Genomic DNA, 14,553 nt, shown 5'->3' with positions numbered 1-14,553 from the left:
CGAGGCGCACCATCGGAGCAACGCCATGTCTGATGTGACCTACTACGTTGCAATGCCGTTCCTGATTGATGCCGACGGATCGCCTGTCGCGGGCGCCGCCGAGGAATGCCAGAGCCCGACGGCCGCCTTACGGCGCGCCGAGGCTCTGGCGCACGGTCCCGGCCATATCGGCGCGGTCGCGTTCAGTCGGAGCGGCGATCCGATGACCGGTGAATTCGGTGACGCCACGCTGCTGCGCAAATTCGGCAACGTGCCGGAAGATCTCGCGACGCTTTAATTTAGCTATTGACGAGCCTGATCCGCGGCTCGTGACGTCGGTGCGCCTTGCGCACATACATGGCGGCATCGGCTTCCTCCAGCGCGCGCGTGGCATCGGACTGCGCACCGAGCAGCGCGACACCGGCAGAAGCGCCCGCCATCACCTGCTGGCCACGAAAGGTGAATGACAAATCGTCGATCGCCTGCTCGAACATAGCAGCCTTCGCCTTCGCATCGGCCTCGCTGAGATTCCACAACAGCAGGGCAAACTCGTCGCCACCAAGACGGCCGACCACGTCGGAGGCGCGGATCTGCCGGCTGAGCGTCGTGGCGATCGCCTTCAGCACCTCGTCGCCGGCGGCATGGCCGAAGGAATCGTTGATCGGCTTCAGCCGGTCGACGTCGAGCACGATCAGCGCGCCGCTGGCGCGGTAGCGCTTCATGTAGGCGACGGCGCGTTGGAGCTCGCGCACAAAACCGCGCCGGTTGGGAATATCGAGCAGGAAGTCGGTGTCGGCCGCAGCTTCCAGTTCGGCGACGCGCCGCAGCGCCTGCGTCAGCTTCATCCGCAGGCCGCGGATGGTCGCCTTGCTGATGTCCGCGCCGGCTGTGGCCGCGCGAGAGGGCGCGGAGGACCTAGCCCGCGTGGGAGCAGTTTTGGTTCGGCTCCCGCTGGTTTTCCGGCCCTTTTTGGCCTTCGCAGCGGTCGCCCTTTTTGGTTTCTTCATGGGCTTCCTGCTCAATGAAGGCTTGCGGGGATTCACCAAGTCAGGATAGTGCATTCCCTTCTCCTTGCCACCGCCTTGCGAGCCGCCGGCCGGAACCGTTAATCTGGCCTATCTTTCTGTTTTCCGAGCACAATTGACGTCATGACCGCGCCGATCGCCATCATCATGGGAAGCCAGTCGGACTGGGAGACGATGCGGCACGCCGCCGACACGCTCGCAGCGCTTGGCGTCGCCTCCGACACTCGCATCGTTTCGGCACACCGCACCCCCGACCGGCTGTTCGGCTTTGCCAAAGGCGCCAAGGCCGCAGGTTTCAAGGTCATCATCGCCGGCGCCGGGGGCGCCGCGCATCTGCCGGGCATGACCGCGGCGCTCACGGAACTGCCGGTGTTCGGCGTTCCTGTCGAGTCCAGGACGCTCAAGGGTATCGATTCGCTCTATTCGATCGTCCAAATGCCCGCCGGCATTCCGGTCGGCACGCTCGCGATCGGCAAGGCCGGCGCGATCAACGCGGCGCTGCTCGCGGCATCCGTGCTGGCACTGTCCGATCCTGCCCTGTCCGATCGCCTCGCCGCCTGGCGCAAGGCGCAGACCGAGGCGGTCGCAGAGCGCCCGGAGGACAAGGCGTGACTGACGCAAAGCAGGTGAAGCTGAACCCCGGCGACACCATCGGAATCCTCGGCGGTGGACAACTCGGTCGCATGCTGGCCATGGCCGCGGCACGTCTTGGCCTGCGCTGCCAGGTGTTCTCGCCCGATCCTGATTCGCCGGCCTTCGACGTCGTGCTGAACGCGACCTGCGCCGAATATGCCGACGTCGAGGCGCTCGAGCTGTTCGCTCACGACGTCGACGTCATCACCTATGAATTCGAGAACGTACCGGCCGCGGCCGCCATGGTGCTGGACGCGCGCCGCCCAGTGCTGCCCAACCGCAAGATCCTCGAGACGACGCAGGACCGTCTGGCCGAAAAGGATTTCGTGACGCGGCTCGGCATCGGCACCGCTGCCTACGCCGACGTCACCTCGGTCGCATCGTTGCGCGACGCGATCGCGAAGATCGGCCTGCCCGCCGTGCTGAAGACCCGCCGCTTCGGGTATGACGGCAAAGGTCAGGCCATCATCCGCGAGGGCGATGACATCGCCAAGGTCTGGACCAGTCTCGCCACCAAATCGGCTATCCTGGAAGCCTTCATCCCTTACGAGCGCGAGATCTCGGTGATTGCCGCGCGCTCGGCCACAGGCCAGGTCGAGTGCTTCGACGTCACCGAGAACGAGCACCGCGACCACATTCTGAAGATCTCCCGCGCGCCTGCGCTGATTCCGGATGCGCTCGCCGAAGAGGCGCGCAGCATCGCCGGCAAGATCGCGACCGCGCTCGACTATGTCGGCGTGCTCGCCGTGGAGATGTTCGTGCTCGGCAACGGTTCCGGGCCGAGGGTGCTGGTGAACGAGATCGCCCCGCGCGTGCACAATTCCGGCCACTGGACGCTCGACGGCGCATCGGTCTCTCAGTTCGAGCAGCACATCCGCGCCATCGCCGGCTGGCCGCTCGGCAAGCCGGTGCGGCACGGTGAGGTCGTCACCATGACCAACTTGATCGGCGACGAGATCAACGAATACGAGAAGTGGCTGGGCGTGCCTGGCGCGACCGTGCACATTTACGGCAAGGGCGCCCCGCGCCCCGGCCGAAAGATGGGCCACGTCACTGAGGTCAGGCCTTCAACGAGCAAGTGAGGGGACTGCAGCAGAGCTGCGATCCCATTTTTCGTGTTGTTTCGACACGTTTTTCTTTACGCGTACCCGCAGCCACTTCGCTCGAAAACGCTCTACGCCGTCTTCACGCCGACGACGACGCCCGCGGGCTCCTCACTGAGCCAGCGATAGATCACCCCGCCCAGTGCGCCGCCGATCAACGGTGCGACCCAGAACAGCCACAGCTGCGTCAGCGCCCAGCCGCCGACGAACAGCGCAGGCCCCGTGCTACGTGCCGGGTTCACCGACGTGTTGGTGACGGGGATGCTGACGAGATGGATCATGACCAGCGCGAGCCCGATCGCGAGCGGGGCGAAACCTGCCGGCGCACGGCCGTGGGTCGCCCCCATGATGACGAACAGGAACATCATGGTCATCACCACCTCGGTGACGAAGCAGGCCATCAAGCCGTACTGGCCGGGCGAATGCGCATTATAGCCATTGGAAGCAAAGCCCTTGGCGAGGTCGAAGCCGGGCGCACCGCTGGCGATCACGTAGAGCAGTTCTGCCGCGACGATCGCGCCGCAGACCTGCGCGATCACGTACGGCAGGATCTGGCCTGCCGGAAAGCGACCGCCCGCGGCGAGGCCAACCGTGACGGCCGGGTTGAGGTGGCAGCCCGAGATGTGGCCGATAGCGTAGGCCATGGTGACAACGCTCAAGCCGAAGGCCAGGGACACGCCGACTAGGCCGATGCCGACCTGCGGAAAGCCGGCCGCGATCACGGCACTGCCACAGCCTGCAAATGTGAGCCAGAACGTGCCGATGGCCTCGGCCGCGTATTTCTTCATGTCCATGAGATGTCTCCCCTGATTCAAAGATGCCGGAACAATGTCCGCAGCGTCCGTTCTTACCGCCGATTCTCCCAAATCGGGCCACAGGGGAGCATTTTCGCCGCATTTAGTGGCTGAACTTGGCCCGAAATACCGCTTGGCAGGTGGACATCCCAGGTTTTGTCTGATACATCCGCGCCCTCAAGGTTAAGGGCTTGCGCTTTTGCCATCCCCTTTGACTTACCAGAATTCAAATCCGATCCACTGAAGAGGATGCCGCGTGCAGGTTCTCGTTCGCGATAACAATGTCGACCAAGCCCTCAAGGCGCTGAAGAAGAAGATGCAGCGCGAGGGCATTTTCCGCGAGATGAAGCTCCGCGGTCACTACGAGAAGCCCTCCGAGAAGAAGGCCCGCGAAAAGGCCGAAGCCGTGCGCCGCGCGCGCAAGCTGGCGCGCAAGAAGCTCCAGCGCGAAGGCCTGCTGCCTATGAAGCCGAAGCCGGTGTTCGGCGCTGGCCCTGGTGGTGATCGTGGCGGCCGCGGCGGCCCCGGCGCAGGTGCAGGCCCGCGCGGACCGCGCTGATCTTGCCTATATTGCAGGACTGAGTTTTCAATGACGCGGGCCCAGGCCCGCGTCATTAGTTTGTGAAGCAGTGCCTTTTCTGGGACGGGGCACTACAGATGCGGCACCAGCGCGAGCGAACCGTAGATGGCCTCCCCTTTCCCCGAGCCTGGCTTGGCGCGGCTACGCCAAATCTGGCGCCAACCGCTCGCGCTGACCTTGCTGGGGATCGCACTGTGCGGCTGCTCCTTCGATCTCGGATCGCTGATGCCGGAGAAGGACAAGCCGCAGGAAGCGCCCCACGCGGCGGCGACCCCGGATAGCAGCGCCGTCAGTCCGGGCAACGTCGCCGAGGCCCAGACCCACACGGCAAAAGCGCAAGGCTTGGCCAAGTCGGGCGAGACACAGGCCGCGCTGGACGAGTTCAATCGCGCCGTCGCACTCGATCCCTACAATGCGCAGGCGCTCTATGGCCGCGCGCTGCTCTACCAGGCCAATAACGAGCACGACTTCGCGATCGCCGATTTCGGCGCAGCCAGCGGGCTCAATCCGCAGAAGGCCGAACCGCTGCTCGGCCGCGCCGTCAGCTATCTCGCCATCGGCAAGGTCAAGGAGGCGGCGGCCGACCTCGACGAGGCCTCCGAAGCCGATCCGCACAATGCCCAGATCTGGACGATGCGGGGCCAGGCCTATGAGCGGCTTGGCGACAAGGCCAAGGCCGCGGCATCCTACAACAAGGCCGTCGCGTTGCGCCCACGCGATGAGGCCGCCCGCAGCGGCTTGGCCCGCGTCGGCGGCTAACGGTCTCTCCCAGCCCTGGTGAACCGGATTTTCTGAACGCGAACCGGCCTCCGCGTCGCGCGAAAACGCCTTGGGAGGGCGGAGACGCGGTCTTAATCGGGAGTGGCGCTCTTCGGCAGAACTGCGTGGAACATCGACTTCATGCCCGACAGCATCTCGTCGGCGACATTGGTTTTGGGCCGCGGCGCGGGCATGGTTGCGCCCGCGTCAGCGCGCAGGTCGAGCGGCGGCGCGATCACCGGCACCGGAATATCGGCCGGCGGTGTCAGCCGATTCGGATCATCATTGCCGACCGAGGCCGTGTAGGGGGGATACGCCTGCGACGCGCCGCCATTGCCATAGGCTTCCGGGGACGGCGTCGACACATTGATCGGCGGCGGCAATGGGCGCACCGTCGATGGCACCGCCGTTACGCCACGGGGAGCCTCGGGCACGCGGGACGCTTCCTGCACCGAAGGCTCGGGCGCCCTCTCAACCGCCTTGACCTCGACAGGCTTGATTGCCTCGACAGGCTTGATTTCGGTAGATTTGGCCTCGGCAGCCTTCTCGGCTGCCTTGCCCTCAGGGGACTTGCGCAGGCGCTCGATGGCGGCCCGCGCCAGATCGTTGGCGTCGGGGGCCACAGCCGGAGCAGCCGGCGACGAATTGGCCTCGACCACGGGCGCTGCCGGGGCGACCGGGGACGACTTGGCAACTGCCTTCTCATGCGCCGGGGTGTGGCTGTGCGAAGTGGCCTCGCCCGCGCCGGTGTCGGCAGCCTTGGTTTCGACAGGGGCGCCCTTGTCGGAAACGCTCTTCTCGGAGACGCCCTTGGCCTTGACGCCGGGGACCGGCAGGTTGGCGACATCGGCCGGCTTGCCGTTCTTGGCGGCTTCGGCAGGCCCCATCACGGCGGCCGGTGCATCCGCTGCCGGCCTCGCGTTGATGTAGTGGTTAACGATGTAGGCCCCGATGATCGTCGCGAGCACCGAGGGGAAAATATCCATCGAAATTTTAGCGAGGTATTTCAGCATTTCTCGGCCACTCCCCGCGCGACCTGATGCGGGAACTTTGGGGCATTGTAAGGGATCAACTGCGACGGATCGATGGCAAAAGTGACGCGTGTCTTACGCCTTCAACTCAATCTCAAGGAACACGATCTCGGTTGAGGTTTCGTTAAGCACGTCATGTTGGACGCCGGCCTTGCGGAAATAGGATTCTCCCGCCGCGAGCCGCGCCTTGGAGCGCTCCCCGCCGGAAGTGACGATGGTCATTTCGCCTGGTGTGAGGGGAACGATCACGTAGTCCATCCCATGGGTGTGATGCCCGGTCGCACTGCCCGGCGCGAGCCGCCATTCCGTCACCCGGACCTCGTCTTTGTCGACCTGAATCTCGGACCTGGCGGCAAGCATCTGGAACTTCTTTCGCGCAATCGGTTCAGGGCACGAACACCATGAACGCATGGACGGCAAATACCACATATGCGCGAGAAGATCGCGCATGTCAGCACTCAGGAACCGTTGATGAATTGTCGCGCGGTCTCCAACGCTCCGAAATTATCGAGGTTTTCGTGTCCGCCACCGGGAAACCGCACCAGCTTCTTCGGCTCGTGTGCGAGCTCAAATAGCCGCTCGCCGAACGTGATGGGAATCGCCGGATCGTTCGTGCCGTGCATGATCAACAGCGGCACAGTGAAGCCCCCGATCCGTTCGTCGGAGTGGAACCGATCGCGCATCAGAAGGCGGATCGGGACGAAACGAAAGAGCGAGGCCGCAACGTCGACCGTCGAGGTGTAAGGCGCCTCCAGAATCAATTTCCCGACTGGATGGCCGGATGCGATGGCGACCGCAACACCGGTCCCGAGCGAGAATCCCCAGGCAACGAGACGCGCCGCATCGTAGCGTTGTGTTGCGAAGGCGTAGGCGGCTGCGGCGTCCTGCAACAGGCCCTGCTCGCTCGGCGAGCCGGTCGAGCCTGCATAGCCGCGGTAGGATAGCGCGACGAGGCCGGTGCCGTCGGCCGTGATGCCCTCGAAGCGGCTGACGCGCCCCGCGAGAAAATCGCCATTGCCGTGGAAGAACAGCACCACGGCATGGCCGGGCTTTGGCGGCACATGCCAGACGATGACCTTCTCGCCGTCCGACGTGGTCAGGACATGCTCTTCGGCTTGCGGAAACCCGGCGGCGGCAGGGGCGGTACGCTCCGTGGTCGGGATCGGAAACAGCATGCTGCGCTGTTTTACGAACAGCAGGGCAAGCCCGGCGCAATAGCCGGCGGCGACGATGGCGGCGAACCATTTCAAGAACGTCATTGCAGTGCCGTCATTTCGAGACGGCGGGCTTGCGCCGGCCCTTGAGCAGTTCGACAACGTCCGTGCTCAGGGGAATCTCGCGGCAGCTGCAAGCCATCGCATGAGCGGCATGCCATCGGACGCGCTGTTCCCGCGTCGCTCTGGTCGGCATGCGATGGGACCGGTGCCACTCCCCGTTCAGGGTCATGGTCCGGTCCCGCCTTACGTCACATCGCCTTGACGATGTTCTCGGTGACCTTCTTGGCGTCGCCGAGCAGCATCATGGTGTTGTCGCGGTAGAACAGCGGATTGTCGATACCGGCATAACCGGACGCCAATGACCGCTTGATGAACATCACCGTGCCTGCCTTCCAGACCTGCAGCACCGGCATGCCGTAGATCGGCGAGGTCTTGTCCTCTTCGGCCGCGGGGTTGGTGACGTCGTTGGCACCGATCACGAAGGCGATGTCGGCTTGCGCGAATTCGGAGTTGATGTCCTCGAGCTCGAACACCTCGTCGTAGGGCACATTGGCCTCGGCGAGCAGCACGTTCATGTGGCCCGGCATGCGGCCTGCGACCGGGTGAATGGCGTATTTCACCTCGACGCCTTCCTTCTTCAGCATGTCGGCCATTTCGCGCAAGGCGTGCTGGGCCTGCGCCACGGCCATACCGTAGCCGGGCACGATGATGACCTTGGAAGCGTTCTTCATGATGAAGGCTGCATCGTCGGCCGAGCCGAGCTTGGCCGGCTTCTGTTCACCCGTCGCGCCGCCGGCCGCCGCGGTCTCGCCGCCGAAGCCGCCGAGGATGACCGAGATGAAGGATCGGTTCATCGCGTGGCACATGATGTAGGACAGGATCGCGCCGGAGGAGCCGACCAGCGCACCGGTGATGATCAGCGCCGAATTGCCCAGCGTGAAACCGATGCCGGCCGCAGCCCAGCCGGAGTAGGAGTTCAGCATCGAGATCACGACCGGCATGTCGGCGCCGCCGATCGGGATGATCATGAGCACGCCGAGCGCCAGCGCAAGGATGACGTTCAGCCAGAAGAACACCGGGCTGCCGGTGACGACGAGCCCGACGATGCAGGCAACCAACGCAACTGCGAGCGCGACGTTGATGACGTGCCGCGCCGGCAGAATGATCGGCGCACCGCTCATGCGGGCCGACAGTTTCAGGAACGCGATCACCGAGCCGGTGAAGGTCAAGGCGCCGATGGCGACGCCAAGCGACATTTCGACCAGGCTCTGGGTGTGGATGTTGCCGGGGGTGCCGATGTCGAAGGCCTCCGGCGCATAGAATGCACCGGCCGCGACCAGCACCGCGGCCATGCCGACCAGCGAGTGGAAGGCAGCGACCAGTTCCGGCATCGAGGTCATCGGCACACGGCGGGCGATAACCGCACCGATCGCCCCGCCGATGGCTATGCCGACGATGACGAGCAGCCAGGCGAGACCGTCCGCCGGCGGATGGTTGGCAAGCGTCGTCGCAACCGCGATCGCCATGCCGATCATGCCGAGCAAATTGCCCTGGCGCGAAGAGGCCGGGCTCGACAGCCCGCGCAGCGACAGGATGAACAGCACCCCCGCCACGAGATACAAGAATGCAGAGAGATTGGCGCTCATCTCAGGTCCCCATTGATCCCATCAGCCCGAGTGGCCGCTTACTTCGACTTCTTCTTGTACATCGCCAGCATGCGCTGAGTGACAAGGAAGCCGCCGAAGATGTTGATGCAGGCAAAGATCAGCGCGACGAAGCCGAACGCGCGCGCCCAGCCCGATCCGCTCGAGACGTTGGCGACGCCGCCGGCAAGCAGCGCGCCGACCACGATCACCGACGAGATCGCGTTGGTCACGCTCATCAGCGGCGTATGCAGCGCCGGGGTCACCGACCACACCACGAAATAACCGACGAACACGGCGAGGACGAAAATCGACAGCCGGAAGATGAAGGGGTCGACGACCTGTGCAGCATGCTCCATGACAGCTCTCCTTAAACCTTCGGCTGGAAGTTCGGGTGGATGACGGCGCCGTCCTTTGTCAGCGCGGTCGCCTTGACGAGTTCGTCGTCCCAGTTCACGGCGAGCTTCTTCTCCTTCTTGTCGACCATGGTCTCGATGAAGGAGAACAGATTGCGTGCATAGAGGCTGGAGGCCGAGGCCGCGACGCGGCCGGCGACGTTGGTGTAGCCGACGATCTTGATACCATCTGTCTCGACGACCTCGCCGGCCCTGGCGCCCTCGACATTGCCGCCGCGCTCGACGGCGAGATCGACCAGCACCGAACCCGGCTTCATCGACCTGACCATCTCGCCCGACACGAGCTTCGGCGCGGGCCGGCCCGGGATCAGCGCGGTGGTGATGACGATGTCCTGCTTCTTGATGTGCTCGGCGGTGAGCGCGGCCTGCTTGGCCTGATACTCTTTCGACATCTCCTTGGCGTAGCCGCCGGCGGTCTGTGCGTTCTTGAACTCCTCGTCCTCGACGGCGAGGAACTTCGCACCGAGCGATTCCACCTGTTCCTTGGTCGCCGGCCGCACGTCGGTCGCGGTGACGACGGCGCCGAGGCGGCGCGCGGTCGCGATCGCCTGGAGGCCGGCGACGCCGACGCCCATCACGAACACCTTCGCAGCGGGCACCGTGCCGGCGGCGGTCATCATCATCGGGAAGGCGCGGCCGAAGGCTTCGGCGCCCTCGATCACGGCGCGGTAGCCGGCGAGGTTCGCCTGGGAGGACAGCACGTCCATCACCTGCGCACGCGTGATGCGCGGCATCAATTCCATCGCGAAGGCGGAGACGCCGGCATCGGCCATCGCCTTCAGCGCGGCCTCGTTGCCGTAAGGGTCCATGATGGCGATGACGAGCGCACCGCGCTTGTACTGCGACAGCTCGGAAGGCTCGGGACGCTTCACCTTGATGATGATGTCGGCGTCCTTGAGCGCATCGGCGCTGACGGTGGCGCCCACCGCGCTGAATTCGGAATCGGGGAAGCCCGACTTGATGCCCGCGCCCGGCTCGACGGCGATCTCGGCGCCCAACGCCTTAAACTTCTTCACCGTATCAGGCGAAGCCGCGACCCGCGGCTCTGACGGATCGATTTCCTTGGCAACGGCGATCTTCATAGGTCCTCCGGCGGCGCGGGACAGCGCATGCGCAAAAAAGTAGCGTTACTCCCGCAGCGTTGCATACCGGCTTTGCCACCGGCTTGTTTGCAAATTTTGTGGGCAGCTGCCGCCGCAAGGGTGGGCAGCTGCCGAAGTCCGATTTAGGTCAGGAAGATCGCCATCAGAATCACGATCAGCGCAACCGACGCCGTGCCATACTTCACCAGCTTGATGAAGCCCTCGTAGGTCTGCTCGTGGGCAACGTAGTCGTTGCCGTCGGCGGTGCTGTATGCAACTTCGCTATGATCTGCCATCGATGTCCCCAGTCGAAAGTCGAATTCCTCGGCTGGGATACCTTAAACCTTCGGGCAGGGCAACGGCACGGAGGCGCGGTTTTCCAGCAAATAGGCTCATTTGGAATCCCGATTATCGCGGATCCAAAGCGCCCAATTGCGTCTACTGAACCGCGGTTCAACGTATCCCCGGCGCCGCCCCCTGCTCTAAATCCGGGCCCAAGCGGCCTTCAGCCCATCGCCTCCAGCTCGTCGATCATGCCGGCGATGACGCTGAGCCCGCCGTCCCAGAACTTGGGGTCTTTGGCGTCGAGGCCGAACGGACGCAGCAGCTCGGAATAATGCTTGGTGCCGCCGGCGGCGAGCATGTCGAGATAGCGCTCGGCGAAGCCCTCGGCCGCTTTCTCGTAGACGGCATAGAGCGAGTTCACGAGGCAGTCGCCGAACGCATAGGCGTAGACGTAGAACGGCGAGTGGATGAAGTGCGGGATGTACATCCAGTAGTTCTCGTAGCCTGCCTTGATCTCGATCGCCGGTCCGAGGCTTTCGCCCTGCACCGACAGCCAGAGCTCACCCAGTCGCGTCGCCGTGAGCTCGCCGTTCTTGCGCTCGGTGTGGACCGCACGCTCGAACGAATAGAATGCGATTTGTCGCACCACGGTATTGATCATGTCCTCGACCTTGCCGGCGAGCAGCGCCTGGCGCTGCTTGGCGCTCTTGGTCTGCGCCAGCAGCCGCCGGAAGGTCAGCATCTCGCCGAACACGCTTGCGGTCTCAGCCAGGGTCAACGGCGTCGGCGCCATCAGCGCACCGTTCTTCGCGGCCAGCACCTGGTGCACGCCGTGACCGAGTTCATGAGCGAGCGTCATCACGTCGCGCGGCTTACCCTGGTAGTTCATGAGCACATAGGGGTGCGCCGACGGCGTGGTCGGATGCGAGAACGCCCCCGGGGCCTTGCCCGGACGCACGGGCGCATCGATCCAGCGATCCGTGAAGAAACGCTCGGCGATGTCGGCCATTTCAGGCGAGAAGCCGCGATAGGCCGACAACACCATGTTGCGTGCATCGGGCCAGCCGATGACGTCAGTGGCAGCGAAGGGCAGTGGCGCGTTGCGGTCCCAATAGGCCAGCCGTTTCTTGCCGAACCACTGCGCCTTCAGCGCGTAATAACGATGCGAGAGTTTGGGATAGGCCGCACGCACCGACGCGACCAGCGCATCCACCACCTCGCGCTCGACGCGGTTGTTCAGATGGCGGGAATCCGCGACATCCTTGAAGCCGCGCCAGCGGTCGGAGATATCCTTGTCCTTGGCGAGCGTGTTGGTGATCAGCGCAAAGGTGCGCTCATTGGCCTTGAAGGTTTTCGCCAGTGCTTCCGCCGCTGCCTTGCGCTTGGCGCCGTCACGGTCCTGCAGGAAATTGAGCGTCGGCTCGATCGCGAGTTCTTTTCCGCCGACCTTGAAGCGCAGCCCGGAGATTGTCTGGTCGAACAGCCGGTTGAAGGCGGAGTAACCGGTCTGCGCCTTCTCCAGGAACAGCTGCTCGAGCTTGTCGTCGAGCTGGTAAGGCTTCTCCTTGCGCAGATCCTCGATCCACGGACGGTAATGCGCGAGCTCCGGCGCCTGCATGGCACGGTTCAAAATATCGTCATCGATGCGATTGAGCTCGAGCGCGAAAAACAACAAATGCGTCGACGCCGCCGTCAGCCGCTCGGAGACGTCGCCGTAAAACTTTGAAATCGCAGGGTCCACGCTGTCGCCGGCATGGACGAGACCGGCGTAGGAGCCGAGCCGGCCGGCGAGATCGTCGATCGCCTCGAACCGTCGCACGGCTTTCGCGAGCCATTTTCCGCCATCTTCGTTTGCTGTGCCTGTTGCGAGCTTGCCCTTGTAGTCCGTCTCGAACGCGACGCAATCGGCAGCCATGGTTTCGAGATCGCGCGCCACTTCCGGCGCATCGATCCCGGAATAGAGATCGGCGAGGTTCCACTCCGGAAGCTTGCCTGTCTTGCTTGCAGGCTTCGCGGAGGGCTTTGCCTTGGCGACGGATCTCGTGAGGGACTTCTTGGTGGCGGGCTTACGAAGGGCGTTCTTTGTGAGAGCGTTCTTGGAGCGCGAAGTCATTGTGTGGGAAACCTGTGTTCAACAATCGCTGCGGCGGGCGGGGGCATCAAGGTTTAAGAGTGCGTTAATCGGCTTCGGCCAGAGTGACCCGATTCGAGACAGATAGTAGTAGCGTGCGGGGAGCACCATGGCTGCCAGTATTTTGATTGCCGATGACGACGCTGTGGCACGCCGCCTGGTCGAGAACATGGTGCAGAAATGCGGCTATGAGACGATCGTCGTCGAGTCCGGCGACGCCGCAATATCGGCCCTGACCGCCCCCGACGCAGCTGCCATCGACGCCGTGATCCTCGACCTCGTGATGCCCGGCCTCGACGGCATGGGCGTGCTGACGAAAATCCGCGAAGCAGGCCTGAGCGTGCCCGTCATCGTGCAGACCGCTCATGGCGGCATCGACAACGTGATCTCGGCAATGCGCGCCGGCGCGGCCGATTTCGTGGTCAAGCCGGTCGGCGTGGAGCGGCTTCAGGTCTCCTTGCGCAACGCGCTCAACGCCTCCGCGCTCAAGGGCGAATTGCAGCGCATCCGTCACAGCCGCGAGGGCCGGCTGACCTTCTCCGACATCATCACGCGCTCCGAAGCGATGACGGGCGTGATGCGGGCGGCGCAAAAGGCCGCCAATTCATCAATTCCCGTGCTGATCGAAGGCGAGTCCGGCGTCGGCAAGGAGATGTTCGCGCGCGCCATCCACGGCAGTGGCGAGCGCAAGGCCAAGCCCTTCGTCGCGGTCAATTGCGGCGCTATCCCGGACAATCTCGTCGAGTCCATTCTGTTCGGCCACGAGAAAGGCGCCTTCACCGGCGCGACCGAGCGGCATGCGGGCAAGTTCGTCGAGGCCCATGGCGGCACCCTGTTTCTGGACGAAGTGAGCGAGCTGCCGCTGACGGCGCAGGTGAAGCTGCTCCGCGCGCTGCAGGAAGGCGCAGTGGAGGCCGTGGGCGGCCGCAAGCCCGTGAAGGTCGACGTCCGCATCATCTCCGCGACCAATCGCAAGCTGCTGGACCGGGTCAAGCAGGGCCACTTCCGCGAAGATCTTTTCTATCGCCTGCACGTGCTGCCGTTGACCATCCCCTCGCTGAAGTCCCGGCGCGAGGACATCCCGCATCTTCTCAGGCATTTCCTGGCGCGCTTTGCTGCGGAGGAAAACCGTCCGATCTCCGGCGTCACTGGCGAAGCCGTCGCGCATCTCGCCCAGCTCGACTGGCCAGGCAACATCCGCCAGCTCGAGAACGCAGTTTACCGCGCGGTGGTGATGAGCGAAGGCGACCAGCTTGGTCTGGACGATTTCCCGCTGCTGGCGTCGCATCCACATTCCGAAACTGAGATTCCGACCGCGCCGCTGATGATCGAGCCGGTCGCAGGCCCCACCGTCGTGTCGGGTGGCGAAATACCGATCGCACCGCTTCCCTTGGCGGGCTCGCTCTCGATGTTGACCTCCACCGGCGATGTCCGGGCGCTGGAGGACATGGAGAACGAGATCATCCGCTTTGCGATCTCGCATTATCGCGGACAGATGTCCGAGGTGGCCCGGCGCCTCAAAATCGGCAGGTCCACCCTGTACCGCAAACTCGACGAAGCCGGGGTTCCCGGCCATGGCGGGAAAAGCGGCGAGGAGACGCACTGAACCTCATGCGAACAGAGCTTCGCGCAGCCCGACGATGCACGCGCAAGCCGTTGAATTAAGGCAAAATTCGGCTGCGGCCGAAACCGTGACTTGGAAGTGACAGACACCGGGAAAAGCGCGCGGTAAAGCCGCACAATTCGTTGCAAACGGGCTGTCTTGAGGTCAGTTTGTCGTGAGTTTCCCGGGGTAGCGCTAGCTGCAAAAACGGGGCCTGTATATCGTCTGCGTAGGAATCGGTTGCGTGCAGGCGTTCGACTTTCGAGGGGCCG

Annotated in this window: 16 protein-coding genes; 6 read left to right on the top strand and 10 right to left on the bottom strand. The window is 64.1% G+C overall.

Annotated features, from left to right (window positions below; all coding sequences use genetic code 11):
* Window positions 1-25: 25 nt before the first annotated feature.
* Window positions 26-277 (top strand): hypothetical protein, encoded by a 252-nt coding sequence (locus BM222_RS05355; RefSeq protein ID WP_092227206.1) that lies wholly within the window; start codon window positions 26-28, stop codon window positions 275-277.
* 1 nt (window position 278) lies between these two features.
* On the opposite strand, the gene BM222_RS05350 is transcribed toward BM222_RS05355, so the two are convergent.
* Window positions 279-986 carry a GGDEF domain-containing protein gene (locus tag BM222_RS05350; RefSeq protein ID WP_177243024.1) on the bottom strand — a complete coding sequence of 236 codons (708 nt, stop codon included), beginning with the start codon at window positions 984-986 and terminating at the stop codon, window positions 279-281.
* A 141-nt stretch (window positions 987-1,127) separates the two neighbouring features.
* Here BM222_RS05350 and purE point away from each other — a divergent pair, with 141 nt between their 5' ends.
* Entirely contained in the window at window positions 1,128-1,616 is a 489-nt protein-coding gene (purE, locus tag BM222_RS05345) for a 5-(carboxyamino)imidazole ribonucleotide mutase (RefSeq protein WP_092227204.1), read from the top strand.
* Complete coding sequence (locus BM222_RS05340) at window positions 1,613-2,719, top strand: 5-(carboxyamino)imidazole ribonucleotide synthase (protein WP_092227203.1); 1,107 nt, start codon at window positions 1,613-1,615, stop codon at window positions 2,717-2,719. The genes purE and BM222_RS05340 overlap by 4 nt, the downstream gene beginning before the upstream one ends.
* 92 nt (window positions 2,720-2,811) lie before the next feature.
* Here BM222_RS05340 and aqpZ read toward each other — a convergent pair whose 3' ends face one another.
* Complete coding sequence (gene aqpZ / locus BM222_RS05335) at window positions 2,812-3,534, bottom strand: aquaporin Z (RefSeq protein WP_092227202.1); 723 nt, start codon at window positions 3,532-3,534, stop codon at window positions 2,812-2,814.
* A 256-nt stretch (window positions 3,535-3,790) separates the two neighbouring features.
* Between aqpZ and rpsU the strand changes: the two genes are divergently transcribed.
* Together rpsU and BM222_RS05325 are read left to right on the top strand one after the other, a co-directional pair.
* On the top strand, window positions 3,791-4,093 hold the full coding sequence (gene rpsU, locus BM222_RS05330) for a 30S ribosomal protein S21 (protein WP_092227201.1): 303 nt from the start codon (window positions 3,791-3,793) through the stop codon (window positions 4,091-4,093).
* 126 nt (window positions 4,094-4,219) lie between these two features.
* Window positions 4,220-4,873 (top strand): tetratricopeptide repeat protein, encoded by a 654-nt coding sequence (locus tag BM222_RS05325; protein WP_092227200.1) that lies wholly within the window; start codon window positions 4,220-4,222, stop codon window positions 4,871-4,873.
* 92 nt (window positions 4,874-4,965) lie between these two features.
* Here the strand turns inward: BM222_RS05325 and BM222_RS05320 are convergent, their stop codons facing one another.
* The 8 genes from BM222_RS05320 to BM222_RS05285 all read right to left on the bottom strand — a co-directional run bounded on the left by BM222_RS05320 (window position 4,966) and on the right by BM222_RS05285 (window position 12,660).
* Window positions 4,966-5,886, bottom strand: a complete 921-nt coding sequence (locus tag BM222_RS05320; RefSeq protein WP_092227199.1) for a hypothetical protein — start codon at window positions 5,884-5,886, stop codon at window positions 4,966-4,968.
* A 93-nt stretch (window positions 5,887-5,979) separates the two neighbouring features.
* Window positions 5,980-6,264: a cupin domain-containing protein gene (locus BM222_RS05315; RefSeq protein WP_092227198.1), complete on the bottom strand. Its 285-nt coding sequence runs from the start codon at window positions 6,262-6,264 to the stop codon at window positions 5,980-5,982.
* A 98-nt stretch (window positions 6,265-6,362) separates the two neighbouring features.
* On the bottom strand, window positions 6,363-7,163 hold the full coding sequence (locus tag BM222_RS05310; RefSeq protein WP_092227197.1) for an alpha/beta hydrolase: 801 nt from the start codon (window positions 7,161-7,163) through the stop codon (window positions 6,363-6,365).
* A 206-nt stretch (window positions 7,164-7,369) separates the two neighbouring features.
* Window positions 7,370-8,767 carry an NAD(P)(+) transhydrogenase (Re/Si-specific) subunit beta gene (locus BM222_RS05305; RefSeq protein WP_092227196.1) on the bottom strand — a complete coding sequence of 466 codons (1,398 nt, stop codon included), beginning with the start codon at window positions 8,765-8,767 and terminating at the stop codon, window positions 7,370-7,372.
* A gap of 38 nt (window positions 8,768-8,805) precedes the next feature.
* Entirely contained in the window at window positions 8,806-9,123 is a 318-nt protein-coding gene (locus BM222_RS05300) for a proton-translocating transhydrogenase family protein (protein WP_014492434.1), read from the bottom strand.
* Between the two features lie 11 nt (window positions 9,124-9,134).
* Complete coding sequence (locus tag BM222_RS05295; protein WP_092227195.1) at window positions 9,135-10,262, bottom strand: Re/Si-specific NAD(P)(+) transhydrogenase subunit alpha; 1,128 nt, start codon at window positions 10,260-10,262, stop codon at window positions 9,135-9,137.
* 143 nt (window positions 10,263-10,405) lie between these two features.
* Window positions 10,406-10,558, bottom strand: coding sequence for an aa3-type cytochrome c oxidase subunit IV (locus BM222_RS05290; protein WP_018317799.1), 153 nt, complete (start codon window positions 10,556-10,558; stop codon window positions 10,406-10,408).
* A gap of 209 nt (window positions 10,559-10,767) precedes the next feature.
* On the bottom strand, window positions 10,768-12,660 hold the full coding sequence (locus tag BM222_RS05285; RefSeq protein ID WP_092227194.1) for a M3 family oligoendopeptidase: 1,893 nt from the start codon (window positions 12,658-12,660) through the stop codon (window positions 10,768-10,770).
* A 127-nt stretch (window positions 12,661-12,787) separates the two neighbouring features.
* On the opposite strand from BM222_RS05285, the gene BM222_RS05280 reads away from it, so the two are divergent.
* Window positions 12,788-14,284: a sigma-54-dependent transcriptional regulator gene (locus tag BM222_RS05280; protein WP_092227193.1), complete on the top strand. Its 1,497-nt coding sequence runs from the start codon at window positions 12,788-12,790 to the stop codon at window positions 14,282-14,284.
* Window positions 14,285-14,553 lie beyond the last annotated feature (269 nt).

It is taken from the genome of Bradyrhizobium sp. Gha, from assembly GCF_900113735.1.
Classification (GTDB): Bacteria; Pseudomonadota; Alphaproteobacteria; order Rhizobiales; family Xanthobacteraceae; genus Bradyrhizobium.
Note: the sequence above shows the minus strand (reverse complement) of the source record. Positions and strands in the feature narration are given on the sequence as shown.